This is a genomic window from Chlamydia felis Fe/C-56, from assembly GCF_000009945.1.
In the GTDB taxonomy this organism is placed as follows: Bacteria; Chlamydiota; Chlamydiia; order Chlamydiales; family Chlamydiaceae; genus Chlamydia; species Chlamydia felis.
Genome location: NC_007899.1, coordinates 21608 through 38838, shown reverse-complemented (window position 1 = coordinate 38838; position 17231 = coordinate 21608). Strand labels below are relative to the sequence as shown.

Here is a 17231-nt window from a genome sequence, read left to right as displayed (position 1 = left end):
TTGGAATGTTACGACGTTTATTTGTCAGTACCTTCCTAATTTTTGGAATGGTTTCCCTCTATGCTAAAGATTTAGAAGTTTCCGTACGCTCGGAAAACACCCTTTTACCTATTCATGTAGAGCTGAATATCGGTCCTAATGATGCAAAACAGACAAAATACCTACGCTCATTATGCAGTATCTTCGTCAAGGATCTAGCTCTCGGAGATCGTCTTCAACCCCTTCTTGTTAAATCCGGAGAAATATCCGCACCGTTTAGTATTGTTATTTCTTCTCACTATCCTGAACTTGTATTTACCCTATCCCGAGGCACTCACAACCCTCGACCTTTTCATTCTTTAGTGCTTACGGAAGACATCGCTATCAACCGACAAAAAATACATGAGGTAGCAGATAAGATCCACTACGCCCTTACCAGAGTTCCTGGAATTAGTTCTGGAAAAATAGTTTTCTCATTAAGTAAGAATCCTCATGATGGCGAATTAAAACAGGGAGAGCTTTGGTCGGTAGATTATGACGGGGAGAATTTACGAGCCCTTACGCAAGAAAATTCCTTATCCATTACTCCAAACTGGCTGAACATAGGCAGCAATAACCCCTACTTCTATGTTTCTTACAAATTTGGCATTCCCAAAATTTTTCTAGGTTCTTTAGAGAATACCTCAGGAAAAAAAGTTCTCAATTTACAAGGGAATCAGTTTATGCCGGTCTTTTCTCCGAGGAAAAAACAGTTAGCTTTTATCTCGGATGCTTACGGGAATCCTGATTTATTCCTTCAGGGTTTTTCGCCATCCCAAGGAGCTATGGGCAAACCTCGCAGAGTTTTGAATGAATCTTTTGGAACACAGGGCAACCCCTCTTTTAGTCCCGATGGTTCTAAATTAGTTTTTGTTTCTAATAAAGACGGCAGACCACGCCTATACATCATTCAAGTAGATCCTGAAATCCAAACTCCACGTCTACTAACCAAAAAATATAGAAATAGCAGTTGCCCTTCATGGTCTCCGGATGGTAAAAAAATAGCCTTTTGCTCTGTAATTAAGGGTGTTCGGCAAATTTGCCTATACGACCTTTCCACAGGAAAAGATTACCAACTAACAACAACTCCTATAGATAAGGAAGGGCCTTCATGGGCTATTGATAGTCATCACCTTGTTTATAGCGCGGGAAATTCAGGAGAATCAGAGCTTTATTTATTAAGTCTGATTACCCAAAAAACTAACAAAATTGTTATAGGATTGGGGGAAAAACGTTTCCCTTCCTGGGGAGGATTCCCTAATAACCAATAAAGAGAATCTTATGAAAAAGAAATATTTAAGCGTATTGGGTTGTTTTTTACTCGCCCTTTTCGCCCTGCCTTCATGCTCTTATCCTTGCGGTGATTGGGATATTACTTGCCAAGACTGTCAACGTCCCAAAAGAAAAAAACAAAACTTTGCTTTTGTTCCTCTTTATACTGATGAAGAGATGAATCAAAATTTTGCTGATTCCTATGATTCTAAAGAAGAGCAGTTATACCAAACAAGTAGCCAATCGGTTTCCTTCCGGAATATCACATTTGCAACTGACAGTTATACCATTAAAGGCGAAGAAAACCTTGCTATTTTATCTAGCCTTGTTCGTCAGATGCAAAAATCTCCAAAAACAACGCTCTATATAGAAGGTCATACTGACGAACGCGGAGCTGCTGCTTATAATTTAGCCTTAGGAGCACGCCGCGCTAATGCTGTTAAGCAACATCTAATTAAACAAGGAATTTCTCCAGAACGTTTATTTACGATATCTTACGGAAAAGAGCAGCCAATAAACTCAGGTCATAATGAGCTTGCCTGGCAACAAAATCGTCGTACAGAATTCAAAGTCCATGCACGTTAATTGTAAATATTTGTTCTATTGCGGATTATGGTTTTGTCTAGGAGCGGTACTTCCTGCGGAAGCCGGAAAGTCTCCGTCCCTACAAGCAGTGCTTGCAGAAGTAGAAGACGCTTCTGCAAAATTGTTATGTCATGAAGCGGACATCCAGATGTTAGCTGATCGTATAGATGAGCAGGATAGTAAAATACAAAAACTGTCGTCTACAAAACCGGACGCTCTTACAAAACAAATCCAACAATTAGAAATCGAATACAAAACCCTAGCAAAAACAGTTTCAGTTCTTACCGCTTCTGTAAAAGATATCCAATCTACGCTGCAAAACAAACTTCAAGAAGTACAGCAACACCATAAAACACTTTCTCAAGACATTCGTCTTTTACGACGTTCTCTTCTTGCTCTTGTTGACGGCTCTTCTCCAGAAACTTATACCGATCTTTCTAATGAGGTTCCTTCTCATATCCATGTTGTACAACCTGGAGAAACCTTAGGGAAAATTGCTACGAAATATAAAATCCCGGTCGCGGAATTAAAAAAACTTAATAAACTAAATTCTGATGTTATTTACGCCAATCAAAAGCTTTGTTTGCCAGAGCATAAGAAATAATCGTCTGTATTTTCCGTAACTAATATTTATTTCTCGCTATAGATAATAAACAAAATCTTTTGTAGGATCAGCGATAAAGCTTGATTTATCTATAATTCAATGAAACAGACTATTGCTTTATTTGGTGAAGCAGAAAAAGGAAGCTACGATACTGCTTATTTATGTCGTAGTACAGCAGATCTTTATGACCATTTAGGAGGAGGATCCGCAACATCAAAGTCGGGAATAGCTTTGGCCATACAAGCATTAATGTATAAATACGATGTGCTTTACTTTAGAGTAAAGGAAGAGGGTTATTGCGTAGATAGTTACTTTTTTGGGCTACACTTCCTAAATACTCAAACGACTTTAAAAAATATCATTGCGATGGGCCTTCCCGGCGTTGGGGACCAACACATTATAGAGGCCTCTAAATCTCTCTGCCGAAAATACAAAAGTTTCCTTCTGTTCTTCGAACAAGATCTCTATGATTTACTAACTTTTAACAAAGCTTTCTAATCGATAGTTCCGAAGTACTCTTTCAAACCTTCTTCATTGGGAGCCATAGCTTTCTGTCCTTGCTGCCAATTTGCAGGACATACTAATCCATGATTCTCGAAGAAAATTAACGCGTCTAATACACGAAGCTCTTCATCTATAGAACGACCTAAAGGAAGATCGTTTATTACCATATGTCTAATTATCCCATCTTTATCGATCAGAAATGATCCACGGAATGATAATCCAGACTGTAAGTCTAAAACACTATAGAGTTTAGAAAGCTCCTGAGTTGTGTCAGAAATTAGAGGATAGGTAATACCTTTAACTCCACCAGCTTTTTTATCAGTTTCTAACCAACGCTTGTGGGTATCAAGATCGTCAACGGAGCACCCCAAAATTTGTGCGCCGCGGGATTCGAATTCTTCTAAAGAATGTTGAAAAGCATGAAGCTCGGTAGGACAAACATATGTAAAATCTTTAGGATAAAAGAAAAGAATAACGTATTTACCACGATAATCTTTCAAGGAAATATTCTTTACTTCACCATCAACTACTGCTTGTGCAGAAAAATCTGGGGCAGTTTTCCCAACGAAAAGCGATCCCATTACCACCCTATTTTTATGATTATGCATCGCACCAGAGAGGACTTGAACCTCTGACCACCTGGTTCGTAGCCAGGTACTCTATCCACTGAGCTACTGGTGCACAGCTCTTTCGATGAAAAGTGTAGTCAAGTCAGACCAAATGATCAAGTTTTTCTCCCTATCTTATGAAAAAAAGATCGTTCTAAGATGAAAAGATAAAACTGTTTTTAACACCATGCAAAAATTATTTGATGTTAACAATCATCGGAAAGAGGGGAATCTGGGTGTTGAGAGTCTTGCGTGCCTTCAGAAGATTCTACGATAACAAATGAACTGGTCAACAATAAGCAAGCAATGGAAATCGAACGTTTCAAAATAAATTTAATCACTGAGAGCGCGTCACACACTCCCGAAGCAATTAAATTTTCAAAAGTATCGGTAATACAATTATATCCAAAACAAGGATCTGCATGTGACAGAACCGTATCTACCACACTTTCAGGAGCTTTTCCACAATTTGTTGCTATAACTCTAAGAGGTGCTTCTGCAGATTGAAGCATGCACTTACAGCCAAACATTACCCCCTTAGGTAGTTGATCGGGGATTTTTACAATAGACACTACGCGAGCTAAAGCAGAGCCTCCCCCTGGGAGACAACCTTCTTTAAATGCGGCTCTAGTCGCTTTTAAAACACCTTCTAAGCGAGCTTTCTTCTCTTTAAATTCTCTTTCTGATGAAGCTCCTATGTATATTTGAGCCATTCCTCCGACAAACCTCGCCAAGCGCCTTTCCAAGTCCTGAGTATCCATCTCAGACGAACTATGAATAATTGCCTGCCGCAAGTAATCGATACGACGATCTATGCTTTCCCGATCGCCTTTCCCTTCGGATAAAACAGTTGTGTCCTGCCCTATGATAATTTTCCCTACGTGCCCAAGAGCATCTAAATTACTCTCATCTAAGGAAAGTCCCAACAGATCACCAACAAGAGTGGCTCCTGTTAAAATAGCGATGTCTTCTAAAATCTCTCTACGCCGTTCACCGAATCCTGGGGCTTTTATCGCACATACGGGAAGATTTGCCCTAAGTTTGTTCACTATTAATATAGATAGAAGCTGAGGATCAAAATCCTCAGCAATAATAATTAGAGGAGCTCGACTCGTCTGAAAAGTTTGGTCTAAAAAATGAATAAACGATTGATTCAAACAGGATAGTTTCTGATTACACAATAAAATAGAAGCATCCTCATAGATGACTTCCATAGTCTCTGGATGCGTTACGAAGTACGGAGATAAGTATCCTGAATTAAACCCTACATGAGACGAAGCCTCTAGAGTGGTTTCTTCTCCCGTTCCCAATTTTATAGAGAATACGCCCTCCACACCAACAGCTGCTATGGCATCGGATATAATTTTGCCAATAGCCGGGTCATTGTTGGCTGAGGTAGTGGCTATATGAAAAGAGTCTTCAGCTGGCTTCCTTTTAACCGCAAGCTTAGTAAGCTCTTTATCTAACATTTCTCCGGCAAGATGAATTCCCTGTTTTATCTCTAAGGGATCCAATCCAACAGCAACACCTTTGAGCCCCGAAGAGAATAAAGCATCTGTCAATATCACAGCTGTGGTAGATCCGTCTCCTACCTGCAAGTCTGTTTGTAAAGCAACTTCACCGGCAAATTTTAAACCAGTATTTTCAAAAGCATCTGCTAAAGAGATCTCCTTAGCTATTGAAGCACCATGTTTTGTAACATAGGGAGGGGAGTGATCTTTTTTGATAACAACATGGGAGCCTTGAGGCCCTAAAGTTGTGGTAACGGCCTTAGCTAAAGCTCTCACGCCTCGATTTAATGCGCTAAGTCCTTCTAATCGATTCTTAAATATTTTAGACACGTTTTTAAATGTCTCTCCCGGACTCCGGGGATAAGGCGCCCCTACAAGGTCGCTTATAGAAACATCAAAAATTCCTGTCAAACAGTCGAATCTTGAGAAAAAATTACTCTTCGTCGCAATAATCAGATATTAAGAAAGGCTTGCGTATATTTTGAAATTTTGTTCTTCCATCGAGGCACAATTTTTTTAACGGCCAGATAATATACTGCTCATTTTGGCAAATATGAAGAAACTTCTCTTCTCCTAGACAACGATATATAGAAGTTCTTCGCAAAGGAATTTTGTCCAAAGCATTGAATGCGTTCTCTACCTGTTTAGGATATAGAGTTTTTAGAATCCCCAAAATTGTACATTGTGTTTCCACTGGAAGAAACGCCTCTGGTTTTTCTAGCATAAGTAAAACACCCGAACATAATTCCATTTTATACTTACCAAAAAAAGGCTCGTAACAAAAAGGATAGAAGATGATCCCAGGCAACCGGGCTTCATTTAACTTTTTTGCAACAAGATGTCCATTCATCCAAGGAGCTCCAATTACTCTAAAAGGAAGAGTATACCCTATACCAATACTGGATATAGATAGAGCTCCTATAATTCCTGTTGTGGCATAAAAAAAAGTAGTTTGTGCATCGGGAATCTGCGGGCTTGTAGGAACCCACCTTAATCCTGTTTGAGAAAAAGTCATGGAGCGTTTCCAGCCCCGCATAGGCACAACTAAAACCTGGGCATATGGCGCGTATTTTGCTTTATAAAAAAGCGCTAATTCTCCGGGAGTCATGCCATAGCAATAAGGAATTTCTGGTACATAATCCGTTTGAGACGTCGGCATGGGGCCATCAATGATTTTGCCTCCCATAGGATTAGGACGATCTAATATGATGAGGGTTTTTTTATACTTTTGTGCAGCACGAACAAGATGTAGTAATGAAACAACAAAAGTATAGGAACGTACTCCAATATCTTGCACATCGTATACTAAAACATCACTCCCCTGGACAGCGTTCTCAGGAATGTCTTTAACTCCGTATAAGGATACCGCACGCCCTCCCGGAATGGCGGGAGCAAATCCGGGGGTTTCAGCAGGAGCCGTACCATAATACCCATGTTCTAAAGTACAAAGAGTATTCAAAAAACATACGTCGTTATGTTCTTGAAAAACAGAGAGGGCATCCTTTCCCTCATGATTAATAGCTGCATTATGAGAAATTAATGTGACCTTTTTACCACGAATCCAAGAAAGATAAGACTCTTCACTGAAAATACGATCTAACCCCACAGATACGTGAGCGAATCCTAGATAAGGAAACAAACATAATAAAATTAAAAACGAGCGTATAACTCTCATAACACTGATCTACCCATCAAAAATAACATTCTGATAGTTTGTATGTTGGTTAAGTAGTGCTAGCAAAAAAGATATCTTTATGCAACCTTGCTAATAGTTGTGTAGGTGCGACTATTTCGATTATTTTGTAGTATAATCAAGAAAGAAACCCCCTCTCGACAAAATTGCTAGTGTAATTTCAAACGAGACAAAATTTTTTGTTATTCGCTCTTTCCCTTTTGCTAAGGAGAAACCTAATGAAGATAGTCATTGCTAGCTCCCACGGGTACAAAATACGAGAAACTAAGACTTTTTTAAAACAGTTAGGAAGTTTCGATATTTTCTCGTTAGCCGACTTCCCTGACTACTACGCCCCTAAAGAAATCGGCAGTCTCCCTGAAGACAATGCCCTGGCAAAAGGTTTACATGCAGCAAAAGAACTAAATTCTTGGGTAATCGCTGATGACACCATGCTTATGGTTCCTGCATTAAATGGTCTGCCCGGTAAATTTTCAGCCACTTTTGCTGGCGAAGATGCTTGTGATAAAGACCACAGAAAAAAACTTTTGCAAGAGATGCAATCCCTAGAAAGCATTGTAGACCGTTCTGCGTATTTTGAATGTTGTGTAGTTCTTGCTTCTCCAGAAGGCAAATTTTTTAAGTCTCGAGGAATTTGCGAAGGCTATATTAGCAATCACGAAAAAGGATCCTCTGGGTTTGGCTACGATTCACTATTTTTAAAATATGATTACAAGCAAACTTTTGCAGAACTCTCTGAAGATGTAAAAAACCAGGTCTCGCATAGAGCAAAGGCTTTGCAAAAGCTCACTCCTTATTTACAAGACCTGTTGGAAAAACATCTAGTCTCTAGGAACTAGAGTTTCTAACGAATGTTCTAAGCAGCCGCGAATTTCACGCATTTCCGCGAGTATGGCTTCTGCTCTTAAAAAATCTGCTTCTAAACTTGCCGCAGCAGGCATGCCTTCTTTACCTTGAAGCTTCTGCGTTGCTACGGGCATTTCTAAACTCACTGTAGATTTCGCTGTAAGTCGGTGAGTTTTATTAAAAGAAACAGTTTGAATACTTTCACTCATGGGAGCTTCCAATTAATCATGGGCCTTTCCAGCTTTTTAAGCAGGTAGTTAATTTTTGAAAAGTGAGAACAACCAAAAAAGCCGCGGTGCGCTGCTAAAGGAGAAGGATGAGCAGCTGCTAAAATGGCATGTTTATGAGTAGAACGGAACAGTAAGTCACATTTTTTTCTTGCAGCATTCCCCCATAAGACAAAAATCACGTGTGATCGATTTTCTATAAGTTTGGTAACAATAGCATCGGTAAACCGCTCCCATCCTTGACCAGCATGAGAAAAAGGAGCTCCCGCACGTACAGTCAATACAGTATTTAATAATAAGACACCTTGATCTGCCCAAGGCTGCAAACATCCCGTCGTATTTTTTATTCCTAAATCTGTTTGCAATTCACGAAAAATATTCATTAGAGATGGGGGTAAGCGTACACCATGAGGCACGCTAAAGCTTAGTCCGTGAGCTTGTCCTTCTCCAGGATAGGGATCCTGACCGAGAACAACAACACGCACAGCATCAAAAGGTGTGCTTTTTAATGCAGTAAAGATATTGTCTTTTGCGGGATAAACTGTTGTCCGAGAATACTCGGTTTGTAAAAATTCCCTAAGCTTATGCATGTAAGGCTGAGACCATTCATTTTCAAGCTGCTCTTGCCAAGACAAAGGAAGCTGGTCTATAGTAAAGGCGTTTTGCATAAACCACCCACTTTTATTGTTTGAAAATAGAAGTATATTAACCTTCTTAGATTATTTTAGCTTCGGGGATCCTGATTTTTTTCAGTCGGAAGCTATAAATTAGGATACCACTATGCTTACTTTAGAATTAAACGAAGCACAAATTGCTGCAGTTACCGCTCCTCTAAGTCCTGTTCTCGTTCTAGCAGGAGCTGGAGCTGGGAAAACTCGCGTGGTCACATGTCGCATTCTTCATTTAATTAAAGAAGGCATTGCCCCTCGAGAAATTCTTGCTGTCACCTTTACAAACAAGGCCGCTAAAGAACTTAAAGAACGTATTTTACATCAATGCCCTCAAGTTTCTGGTGCGGACATTCCCATGGTGTGCACCTTCCACAGCTTGGGCGTGTTTATTCTACGACGCTCTATACAAGCTTTAAATAGGGAAAATAATTTCATTATTTATGATCAAAGCGATACTGATAAACTTCTCAAGCAATGTTTACAAAAATTTAATCTAAAAAAAACTCTAAGTAGTTCCATACAATATCATATATCTCAAGCAAAAAACCGCTTGCTCTACCCTGAAGACTTAGATCCCGAGGAGTATGTTGACCCTGTGGTTTCTATTTATAAAGAATACCAACAACGCTTAAAAGAAACTAATGCCTTAGATTTTGACGATCTTTTATTCCTCACAGTAAAGCTATTTAAAGATTTCCCTGAAGTCAAAAAGGAATATAGCGAATTATGGAAAGCCCTTCTTATTGATGAGTATCAAGATACCAACCATGCACAGTATATGATGGCTCAGACAATAGCAGGAAAGCATCAAAATATATTTGCAGTAGGAGATCCCGACCAATCTATTTATTCTTGGCGAGGGGCGAATATCCATAACATTTTAAACTTTGAACAAGATTATCCCCAAGCTCGTGTCCTACGTCTAGAAGAAAACTATCGTAGCTATGGGAACATTCTTAATGCTGCTAATGCCTTAATTCAAAATAACGCATCGAGATTAAAGAAAAATCTACGCAGTGTGAAAGGCCCTGGAGAAAAAATTCGAGTATTCTTAGGAAAAACGGATAAAGACGAAGCTGAGTTTGTCGCAAGTGAAATTTACCGTCTTCATAAAAGATCTAACATCCCTTTAAGAGACTTTTGTATCTTTTATAGAACAAACTTCCAATCTCGAACTTTTGAAGACGCCTTGTTACGCAGACGCATTCCTTATGAGATCCTCGGGGGACTCTCGTTTTACAAACGTAAGGAAATTCAAGATATCCTAGCATTTCTAAGAATGTTTACAGCCAAATGTGATGTCGTTGCCTTCGATAGAACAGTAAATCTCCCCAAGCGAGGTTTAGGTCCTTCGGCAATTTCTTCTTTGATTGACTATGCCCTTACAAATAATTTACCTATTTTAGAAGCATGTAGAAATGCTTTAGAAACTCATTCTGTAAAGCTATCTAAGAAGCAACAAGAAGGTCTTTGGAGTTATCTAAGCATTTTCCAACAACTTGAACGTGCTTATACACTTCCTCTTAATGAGTTTGTTATCGCTACAATAAGAATCACTGGATACCTTCAAGTACTAAAAGAAGATCCCGATACTTTCGAAGATCGAAAAAGCAACCTCGATGAACTTGCATCAAAAACTTTCGAATGGGAACAACAAAATACAGAGGGAACTTTAGAAAGCTTCTTAGATGACCTGGCTTTAAAAAGTTCTACGGACGAAACAGAACTCATTGCAGATCGCGTGAATCTCATGACGATTCATAATGGTAAGGGGTTAGAATTTCGTATAGCCTTTGTTGTAGGATTAGAAGAAAATCTCTTCCCGCATGCAAACTCTAAAGGAAATTATGAAAATCTTGAAGAAGAACGACGCCTGTGCTACGTAGGAATCACTAGAGCCCAAGATCTCCTTTATTTAACTGCAGCGCAAACTCGTTTTCTTTGGGGCACAGTTCGTGTCATGAAACCGAGCCGTTTTCTTAAGGAAATCCCTAGAGATTACTTGATTCAAGTACATTAGGTATGTTTCAGCAACATCAAAAGCTTTCTTTAAACTACCTTCCCTCGCTGCGTATGCAGCAGGGACTGCAAATGTTGCAATCACCAATTACAGAGCTCTCCTCTTACGTACTTCAACAAATCATTCATAATCCTTTTTTTGACCTTTCATCTCTAGAAGAGGAAGAATGGTCGGCATGTTCTCCGTTATCTTCCGTAGACGCCTCGTATTCCCGTCCAGAATCCTTATTTTCCCATCTTCTTACTCAAGTACAGCAAACGTTTGATCATGCTGAAGATTTGCTTATTGCTCAGCACATTATAGGAAACTTATCAGATCAAGGACTGCTTCTTTCTCCTCCTGAAGACTTGTCTTTACAACTAGAAGTTCCTTTAGATTCTATCCATGTAGTTTGGCAAACAATTCAACATTTTCATCCTTTAGGGATCGCCTCCCCCTCTCTACAAGACTATTGGCTATTACATTTAGAAGGTTCGTCACACCAGCTTGCTTATAAGATTATCAAAGAACACTATGCTCTTTTGATTAACTGTAACTTTCTACGCATAGCAAAGAAATGTCGCTGCACGCCTGCCGATCTAAAACAAGCGCTTAAAAATGCCTTAGCGACTATACCTTGGTGTCCTGCAGAAGGCTACGCATCTTTATCTAGCACTCAGCCCGCTCTTCCCGATGTTTATGTCACTAAAAAACAACAGGGTTGGGAAATTCAAATTAGCTCCAGAGGTCTACCCCCTATAAAACTTAACAGCGAAGTCTTTCATATTTACGAACAGCTGCCCAGAGAAGAGAAAAAAAACCTCACCCAACAAATTCTTTCTGCTAAATGGCTCATCAAAAACTTAAGAAAACGCGAACAGACTTTATTTTCTATCATTGAGAAAATCCTCCCGCATCAAGAAGGCTTCCTTCTTGGCAAGACATCTTCTCCCAAACCTCTATCTGTAAAACAGCTTTCCGAAGATCTATCGTATCATGAATCTACGATATTTCGTGCCATAGAAAATAAAAAGTTAGCAGCTCCTATCGGGATTATTCCAATGAAGCTGCTTTTCCCTCGCGCCGCCAGTGATGATTCCCATTCTAAAGAAACAATTCTGCAATGGATTCATCAATGGATAACATCAGAAACAACCCCATTATCAGATTCGGATATTAGCGAACGCATTTCAAAACATGGAATCCAATGCGCCCGTCGTACAGTAGCAAAATACCGAGCACAATTAAAGATTCTCCCTGCCCATAAAAGGAAAACATGTTCCCGAATGTAAAGCGGTTTTACATTTCAATATTAAGTGAAGTAGGCAATGTAGATTTGTTGCCAGCGAACACTTTCTAACTTTTGCTCTCTAGCATATTTTTCAAGAACAGGAATAGGTTGCGTAGCAAACATACGGATTTCGGCATCCGTAAGTCTTAGCATCACCCATAAAGGTGGCACCCCAAGCATTTTACGAATTTTTTTCTTTGCTCTACGGAAATAACTTTGCACGATCAATAATCTCGTTCCGAAATACGCAGGAGTAGCAAGAATGCAACCAAGACCCGCTAGTGGTGACCATAAGGTCAACCCCAGACCAGAAAGAACGAAAAAGAACAGGCAATAGCTTTCTCCAGGAGAACGAAATAGCGGTCCTAAAAAGCGTCTCCAAACTTTTGGAGAGGTCTGATAAGCTAACACCTCTTCAAACATCGGCTCATAGAATTTCATACGAGCAGCGTGAACGGCTTCGTGGGAAAGTATCTCTTCCTTAGAATACATATAAAACCAACGCGCTGCTTTTCTCAGTGGTTTGCGCAATTGTATGGTTACTTGATTATTGGATATCCACGTGCATCCCGCCTCCCAAACATCCATACCTTCATTAGAATAGATGACTTCTAAATGTGTGGGGTTGATATCAAAAATCTCCTGCAATCGCGCAGGAAAATCGGTAGGAGAATCTGGAGCGTTATCCAGAATGTCTTGAGCTCGATATAGAAAAGGGGGTTTTAGTTCTTCGGGTCCAGCGATGATCCCTTGTTTATTTAAATCAAGCAGGTCATTTTCTAAAGATTTTGGAGGAAGTAAAGACTCTAACTTTTCCACGTTCTAGTTCCATGTTGCTAAGATTAGAAATACTGCTTGCCTACAGTTAAAATCAAAAATGGCGTCAAATCCAATATCAGGAGATTTTCTTAATAAAAACTCTATCAGATGTAAGATTTGTGTCTTATCTTTCCAAAATTCAAAAACAAGAAAGATTCTTATTAAAGTTTTCTTGCAGAGCTACATTCCTTAAGTATTACATTATTCCCTTGAAAAGAATCTACCTCATACTGAATAACCATTAGGATGTGCCAGGGCCTCTGGCTAAATCTCTGTGAAAAAATTAGGGTGTTGTGCTCTTAACACGTTGCATGTTGAGAATGAACTCTGCAGATCGTAGAAATTATAGAGATGAGAAAATTCTCAATAATAAACGGTATTTTCCTCTAGGAGAAAAACAAAACTACCTATTTTTAACCCTTCTTTATTTTGAAGATTTACTCTTCATGTAAGGAGATTATTGTCAAAAGTTCCAGCTTGCCCGCTATTACATTGAGCTGTCATTCACGTTCGTAGTGAAAGCTTGCAATAAATAATAGATGCTTGCATGAGGGTTTTTTTAGATAGGGAACAAAAACAATAAAAAAGGAGAGGCGTTTTTACTCCGAATACAATGCGGAGCTCGCCATTTAATATTAATGAAAAAATCCTTAATCGTAGTGGAATCTCCCGCTAAAATAAAAACCTTGCAAAAGCTCTTAGGGAAAGGTTTTATTTTTGCTTCATCACTAGGACATGTTGTTGATCTTCCTGCTAAGACGTTCGGTATCGATATCGAGCATGATTTCGAACCAGATTATCAAATTCTTCCTGACAAACAAGAAGTTATCAATCAAATTTGCAAATTAGCTTCCAGTTGTGACGTTGTCTATCTATCTCCTGACCCCGATAGAGAAGGAGAAGCTATAGCCTGGCATATTGCGAATCAGCTTCCCAAAAATACACAGATTCAAAGGGTTTCCTTTAATGCAATTACCAAAGGCGCTGTTAATGAAGCTCTAAAGCATCCTCGAGAAATCGATATGGCTTTAGTAAATGCCCAACAAGCCCGCCGCCTATTGGACCGTATTGTGGGATATAAGATCTCCCCTATTCTAAGTCGCAAACTTCAGCAGCGATCGGGAATATCCGCCGGACGTGTGCAATCTGTTGCGCTAAAGCTTGTTGTAGATCGCGAAAAAGCCATAGAAGCCTTCGTTCCCACTGAATACTGGAATATTCGCGTTTTTCTCCAAGATCCCAAAACCTCAAAAACATTTTGGGCGCATCTATATTCTGCGGATGGGAAGAAATGGGAAAAGGAACTCCCTAAAGGGAAAACAGAAGATGAAATTCTGTTAATTAACTCCGAAGCTAAAGCCCAACATTATGCTGAGCTTTTAGAAGACGCTTCTTACAGGGTGACTCGCGTAGAAGCTAAAGAAAAACGACGTAATGCTGCACCACCCTTTATTACCTCGACTTTGCAACAGGAGGCGAGCCGCCATTTCAGATTTTCTTCTTCAAAGACAATGTCGGTTGCTCAAACATTATATGAAGGCGTTGAATTAGATAACGAAGATGCAACAGGATTAATTACATACATGCGTACTGATTCCGTACGTATAGACCCTGAGGCATTAAATAATGTTAGGGATTATATACAAGATACGTTTGGACAAGAGTATCTTCCAAAAACTCCTAATCTTTATACATCAAAAAAGATGACTCAGGATGCCCATGAAGCAATTCGTCCTACAGATATTCATTTATCTCCAGATAAACTCCAGGGAAAACTGACTAACGATCAGCATATGCTCTATTCTCTCATTTGGAAACGTTTCGTAGCCTCACAGATGAATCCTGCGATTTATGATACGTTAGCTATGACGATTTCCACAAATGTGAAAATAGACCTACGTGCTTCTGGATCTTTGCTGAAATTTAAAGGTTTCCTTGCCGTATACGAAGAAAAAATAGACGATGATGTAGCCGAAGAAGAAAACCCCTCTCTTCCTCAGCTACACGCTCAAGATATTTTAGATAAGGAAAAGGTTTCTGCAGAACAAGCCTTCACAAAACCTCTTCCGAGATTTACAGAGGCCTCTTTAGTAAAAGAACTGGAAAAATCTGGTATTGGCCGTCCTTCTACATACGCAACGATTATGAATAAAATTCAAAGTCGTGAGTATACAATTAAGGAAAACCAGCGCCTACGCCCTACAGAACTAGGAAAAATCATTTCACAGTTCCTTGAGACAAATTTTCCTCGAATTATGGATATAGGTTTTACAGCTCTTATGGAAGATGAGCTAGAACTTATAGCTGACAATAAAAAATCCTGGAAATTGCTTCTTAAAGAGTTCTGGGATCAGTTTCTTCCCGTAGTAACTACTGCAGAAAAAGAAGCTGTTATACCCCGTGTTGTGACTGACATCGATTGTTCAGCATGCCATAAAGGAAAACTTGTAAAAATCTGGGCAAAAAATCGCTATTTTTATGGATGCTCAGAATATCCTGAATGCGATTTTAAAACTTCTGAAGAAGAGCTCGCTTTTAATAAAGACGACTATGCTGTTGAGACTCCATGGGATAGTCCTTGTCCTGTTTGTGGAGGGGAAATGAAGGTCCGCCATGGACGTTTCGGTACATTTTTGGGATGCCTAAACTATCCTAAATGTCGCGGCACAATTTCCCTCCATAAGAAAGGAGAAGAAGTAGAAACAGAAGAGCCGATTCCTTGCCCAGCAATTGGTTGCTCTGGAAAAATCTTTAAAAAGCGCTCCCGTTACAATAAAACGTTCTATTCTTGCTCAGAGTATCCCGATTGCAGTGTGATCGGCAATACTATCGATGCTGTTATAACAAAGTATACAGGAACGCAGAAGACCCCTTACGAAAAGAAAACTACAAGTAAGAAAAAATCCACAACGAAAGCAAGTAGCAAAACTACGAAAACAACAGCAAAGAAAAAGAAAAGTGCTAAGGAAACAACCAAAACTCCTAAAGCAGGATCTCTACTTATCCCCTCTCCTCAACTTGCTCAAATGATCGGTAACGAGCCGGTAGCACGGGGGGAAGCGACTAAGAAAATCTGGAAATATATCAAGGACCATAATCTCCAGTCCCCCGAAAATAAAAAGATGTTAATTCCTGACGATAAATTCCGAGGGGTTATTGGCCCAGAACCCGTGGATATGTTCCAACTGCCCAAACTACTAAATCAGCACTTGTTTAAGTCTGGTTGATCCCTAGGCTCATCATCGGATTCTTCATAAGCCTCGATAAGCTGATAAACTGCTTGCACAGACGTAGCTTTAGATAAAGCTGAACGAAGAAATCTTACTTTAGCAGCGGATATGAGATAATGTCCGCAAAGTTTTCTTGTTTCACAAAGAAACTTTGCTTCACTTTGATAGTACTCCTCTACCCAATGTAAGTGCTGGAGAAAAGCTTGTTTTCTCGTAGAGAAGGGCATTTTCTGATACGTCCCTGTCGTAAGATAATCTTCAATTTGGCGCGCTATCCAAGGGGCCCCCATAGTACCACGAGCAACAAGGACTCCATCACATCCCGTAGAGTCTAACATTAGCTTAGCGGCTTCTGGAGAAAACACATCCCCATTGCCAAATACAGGAAAATCCTTCCCCGCCGCGGCTTTTGCTCGTGCTATGTATTCAAGATTACTAGGACCAACATATCCCTGAGCACGAGTCCTTCCATGTACAAAAACAGCACTCGCTCCCGCCTCTTTAATAATGCGCACTGTTTCTTCCACATTAATGTTATTTCCGTCCCACCCTGAACGTATTTTTACAGTAACAGGAATGGATACAGACCCGATAATCTTTTCCAAAACTTTTCCAATAAGCTCTGGAGTCTTTAATAGGCCTGACCCACTACCATCTTTAGTAATTCTATCTGTAGGGCAACCGCAGTTTAAGTCTATTAAATCAAAACCCAATCCTTCTAATACCTTAGCGGCTTCTCCAGCCATCTCAGGTTTGCTACCACAAAGCTGTCCTCCTATAGGACGCATGGATTCAGAATATTCTAGAAGTTTGAGGGTACGCGAAGGAGAATAGTGCAAGCCCTCGATCTTCACCATCTCACAAAACATTAAAGCTGGAAGACCGTAAAGCGAAGACATTCTCCGATAGGGATAATCTGAAAAACCCGCTAGGGGTGCGTAAACAATAGGGGATTTTAGTAAAATATTTCCTATATGTATTGAAGAAGCCATGGAGACTGAAAAATATTAAGAATAACAAACCTCAGGGTTCGTATCACAATAAAAGGAACAGCCTCTAAGCAAAGTAGAGCAATCAAAGGGCTAATATCGATGAAACCAATACGAGGAATAAATTTTCTAAACAAAGCCAGATAAGGCTCTACGCACTTATATACATACTGGTACCATTTTGCATTGTGGCATTCAGGAACCCAAGAGGCAAGAATATACACCAAAATTAAAAAACTATAAACATTAATAGCCGCTTTCAAAAAATAAGATACCATTTCTTTTCCCTTTATAAACAATTAATATGTGTTTTTCTTGAAAAACAGCCATTTATTCTTTAAAATGGTTACCTTTATTTTTTAAG

16 protein-coding genes and 1 tRNA gene are annotated in these 17231 nt (G+C 39.6%); 8 read left to right on the top strand and 9 right to left on the bottom strand.

The window, feature by feature from the left end:
• The first annotated feature begins 5 nt into the window (after positions 1 to 5).
• The 4 genes from tolB (at position 6) to CF_RS00180 (ending at position 2977) form a co-directional block, all read left to right on the top strand.
• Positions 6 to 1289: a Tol-Pal system protein TolB gene (tolB, locus tag CF_RS00195; RefSeq protein ID WP_041468046.1), complete on the top strand. Its 1284-nt coding sequence runs from the start codon at positions 6 to 8 to the stop codon at positions 1287 to 1289.
• 10 nt (positions 1290 to 1299) lie between these two features.
• Positions 1300 to 1875: an OmpA family protein gene (locus CF_RS00190; RefSeq protein WP_011457594.1), complete on the top strand. Its 576-nt coding sequence runs from the start codon at positions 1300 to 1302 to the stop codon at positions 1873 to 1875.
• Positions 1865 to 2479, top strand: coding sequence for a LysM peptidoglycan-binding domain-containing protein (locus CF_RS00185; RefSeq protein WP_011457593.1), 615 nt, complete (start codon positions 1865 to 1867; stop codon positions 2477 to 2479). The genes CF_RS00190 and CF_RS00185 overlap by 11 nt, the downstream gene beginning before the upstream one ends.
• A gap of 99 nt (positions 2480 to 2578) precedes the next feature.
• The gene (locus CF_RS00180) at positions 2579 to 2977 is read left to right on the top strand and encodes a hypothetical protein (RefSeq protein WP_011457592.1); all 399 of its coding nucleotides are present in this window, start codon (positions 2579 to 2581) and stop codon (positions 2975 to 2977) included.
• Here the strand turns inward: CF_RS00180 and CF_RS00175 are convergent.
• From CF_RS00175 to CF_RS00160, 4 genes are all read right to left on the bottom strand, one after another.
• A complete protein-coding gene (locus CF_RS00175) occupies positions 2974 to 3564 on the bottom strand; it encodes a peroxiredoxin (RefSeq protein WP_041467919.1) in 591 nt (196 codons plus the stop codon). The genes CF_RS00180 and CF_RS00175 overlap by 4 nt on opposite strands.
• A gap of 27 nt (positions 3565 to 3591) precedes the next feature.
• Positions 3592 to 3664 (bottom strand) — tRNA-Arg (locus tag CF_RS00170).
• A 133-nt stretch (positions 3665 to 3797) separates the two neighbouring features.
• Positions 3798 to 5432, bottom strand: coding sequence for a molecular chaperone GroEL (locus tag CF_RS00165; RefSeq protein ID WP_011457590.1), 1635 nt, complete (start codon positions 5430 to 5432; stop codon positions 3798 to 3800).
• Positions 5433 to 5535: 103 nt separating this feature from the next.
• Complete coding sequence (locus tag CF_RS00160) at positions 5536 to 6777, bottom strand: DUF1343 domain-containing protein (protein ID WP_011457589.1); 1242 nt, start codon at positions 6775 to 6777, stop codon at positions 5536 to 5538.
• Positions 6778 to 7013: 236 nt separating this feature from the next.
• Here CF_RS00160 and rdgB point away from each other — a divergent pair, with 236 nt between their 5' ends.
• Positions 7014 to 7634, top strand: coding sequence for an RdgB/HAM1 family non-canonical purine NTP pyrophosphatase (gene rdgB / locus CF_RS00155; RefSeq protein ID WP_011457588.1), 621 nt, complete (start codon positions 7014 to 7016; stop codon positions 7632 to 7634).
• On the opposite strand, the gene CF_RS00150 is transcribed toward rdgB, so the two are convergent.
• Together CF_RS00150 and ung are read right to left on the bottom strand one after the other, a co-directional pair.
• Entirely contained in the window at positions 7617 to 7850 is a 234-nt protein-coding gene (locus tag CF_RS00150; RefSeq protein ID WP_011457587.1) for a hypothetical protein, read from the bottom strand. The two genes, rdgB and CF_RS00150, sit on opposite strands and share 18 nt — an antisense overlap.
• Positions 7847 to 8536, bottom strand: a complete 690-nt coding sequence (gene ung, locus CF_RS00145) for a uracil-DNA glycosylase (RefSeq protein ID WP_011457586.1) — start codon at positions 8534 to 8536, stop codon at positions 7847 to 7849. Before ung ends, CF_RS00150 begins: the two co-directional genes overlap by 4 nt.
• 112 nt (positions 8537 to 8648) lie before the next feature.
• Between ung and CF_RS00140 the strand changes: the two genes are divergently transcribed.
• Together CF_RS00140 and rpoN are read left to right on the top strand one after the other, a co-directional pair.
• Complete coding sequence (locus CF_RS00140; protein WP_011457585.1) at positions 8649 to 10559, top strand: ATP-dependent helicase; 1911 nt, start codon at positions 8649 to 8651, stop codon at positions 10557 to 10559.
• Between the two features lie 2 nt (positions 10560 to 10561).
• The gene (gene rpoN, locus CF_RS00135) at positions 10562 to 11830 is read left to right on the top strand and encodes an RNA polymerase factor sigma-54 (protein ID WP_011457584.1); all 1269 of its coding nucleotides are present in this window, start codon (positions 10562 to 10564) and stop codon (positions 11828 to 11830) included.
• A gap of 20 nt (positions 11831 to 11850) precedes the next feature.
• On the opposite strand, the gene CF_RS00130 is transcribed toward rpoN, so the two are convergent.
• Positions 11851 to 12648, bottom strand: a complete 798-nt coding sequence (locus tag CF_RS00130; RefSeq protein WP_011457583.1) for a hypothetical protein — start codon at positions 12646 to 12648, stop codon at positions 11851 to 11853.
• Positions 12649 to 13286: 638 nt separating this feature from the next.
• On the opposite strand from CF_RS00130, the gene topA reads away from it, so the two are divergent.
• Entirely contained in the window at positions 13287 to 15875 is a 2589-nt protein-coding gene (gene topA / locus CF_RS00125) for a type I DNA topoisomerase (protein ID WP_011457582.1), read from the top strand.
• Here topA and dusB read toward each other — a convergent pair.
• Together dusB and CF_RS00115 are read right to left on the bottom strand one after the other, a co-directional pair.
• Positions 15851 to 16870 carry a tRNA dihydrouridine synthase DusB gene (dusB, locus tag CF_RS00120; RefSeq protein ID WP_011457581.1) on the bottom strand — a complete coding sequence of 340 codons (1020 nt, stop codon included), beginning with the start codon at positions 16868 to 16870 and terminating at the stop codon, positions 15851 to 15853. The genes topA and dusB overlap by 25 nt on opposite strands.
• Positions 16849 to 17145: a YggT family protein gene (locus tag CF_RS00115; RefSeq protein ID WP_011457580.1), complete on the bottom strand. Its 297-nt coding sequence runs from the start codon at positions 17143 to 17145 to the stop codon at positions 16849 to 16851. The genes dusB and CF_RS00115 overlap by 22 nt, the downstream gene beginning before the upstream one ends.
• Positions 17146 to 17231: the final 86 nt, after the last annotated feature.

Bases quoted from the DNA above. Each gene is read 5' to 3' on its own strand.
- tolB (WP_041468046.1), top strand. From the start codon at position 6: ATGTTACGACGTTTATTTGTCAGTACCTTCCTAATTTTTGGAATGGTT.
- CF_RS00190 (WP_011457594.1), top strand. From the start codon at position 1,300: ATGAAAAAGAAATATTTAAGCGTATTGGGTTGTTTTTTACTCGCCCTT.
- CF_RS00185 (WP_011457593.1), top strand. From the start codon at position 1,865: ATGCACGTTAATTGTAAATATTTGTTCTATTGCGGATTATGGTTTTGT.
- CF_RS00180 (WP_011457592.1), top strand. From the start codon at position 2,579: ATGAAACAGACTATTGCTTTATTTGGTGAAGCAGAAAAAGGAAGCTAC.
- CF_RS00175 (WP_041467919.1), bottom strand. From the start codon at position 3,564: ATGGGATCGCTTTTCGTTGGGAAAACTGCCCCAGATTTTTCTGCACAA.
- CF_RS00160 (WP_011457589.1), bottom strand. From the start codon at position 6,777: ATGAGAGTTATACGCTCGTTTTTAATTTTATTATGTTTGTTTCCTTAT.
- rdgB (WP_011457588.1), top strand. From the start codon at position 7,014: ATGAAGATAGTCATTGCTAGCTCCCACGGGTACAAAATACGAGAAACT.
- CF_RS00150 (WP_011457587.1), bottom strand. From the start codon at position 7,850: ATGAGTGAAAGTATTCAAACTGTTTCTTTTAATAAAACTCACCGACTT.
- ung (WP_011457586.1), bottom strand. From the start codon at position 8,536: ATGCAAAACGCCTTTACTATAGACCAGCTTCCTTTGTCTTGGCAAGAG.
- CF_RS00140 (WP_011457585.1), top strand. From the start codon at position 8,649: ATGCTTACTTTAGAATTAAACGAAGCACAAATTGCTGCAGTTACCGCT.
- rpoN (WP_011457584.1), top strand. From the start codon at position 10,562: ATGTTTCAGCAACATCAAAAGCTTTCTTTAAACTACCTTCCCTCGCTG.
- topA (WP_011457582.1), top strand. From the start codon at position 13,287: ATGAAAAAATCCTTAATCGTAGTGGAATCTCCCGCTAAAATAAAAACC.
- dusB (WP_011457581.1), bottom strand. From the start codon at position 16,870: ATGGCTTCTTCAATACATATAGGAAATATTTTACTAAAATCCCCTATT.
- CF_RS00115 (WP_011457580.1), bottom strand. From the start codon at position 17,145: ATGGTATCTTATTTTTTGAAAGCGGCTATTAATGTTTATAGTTTTTTA.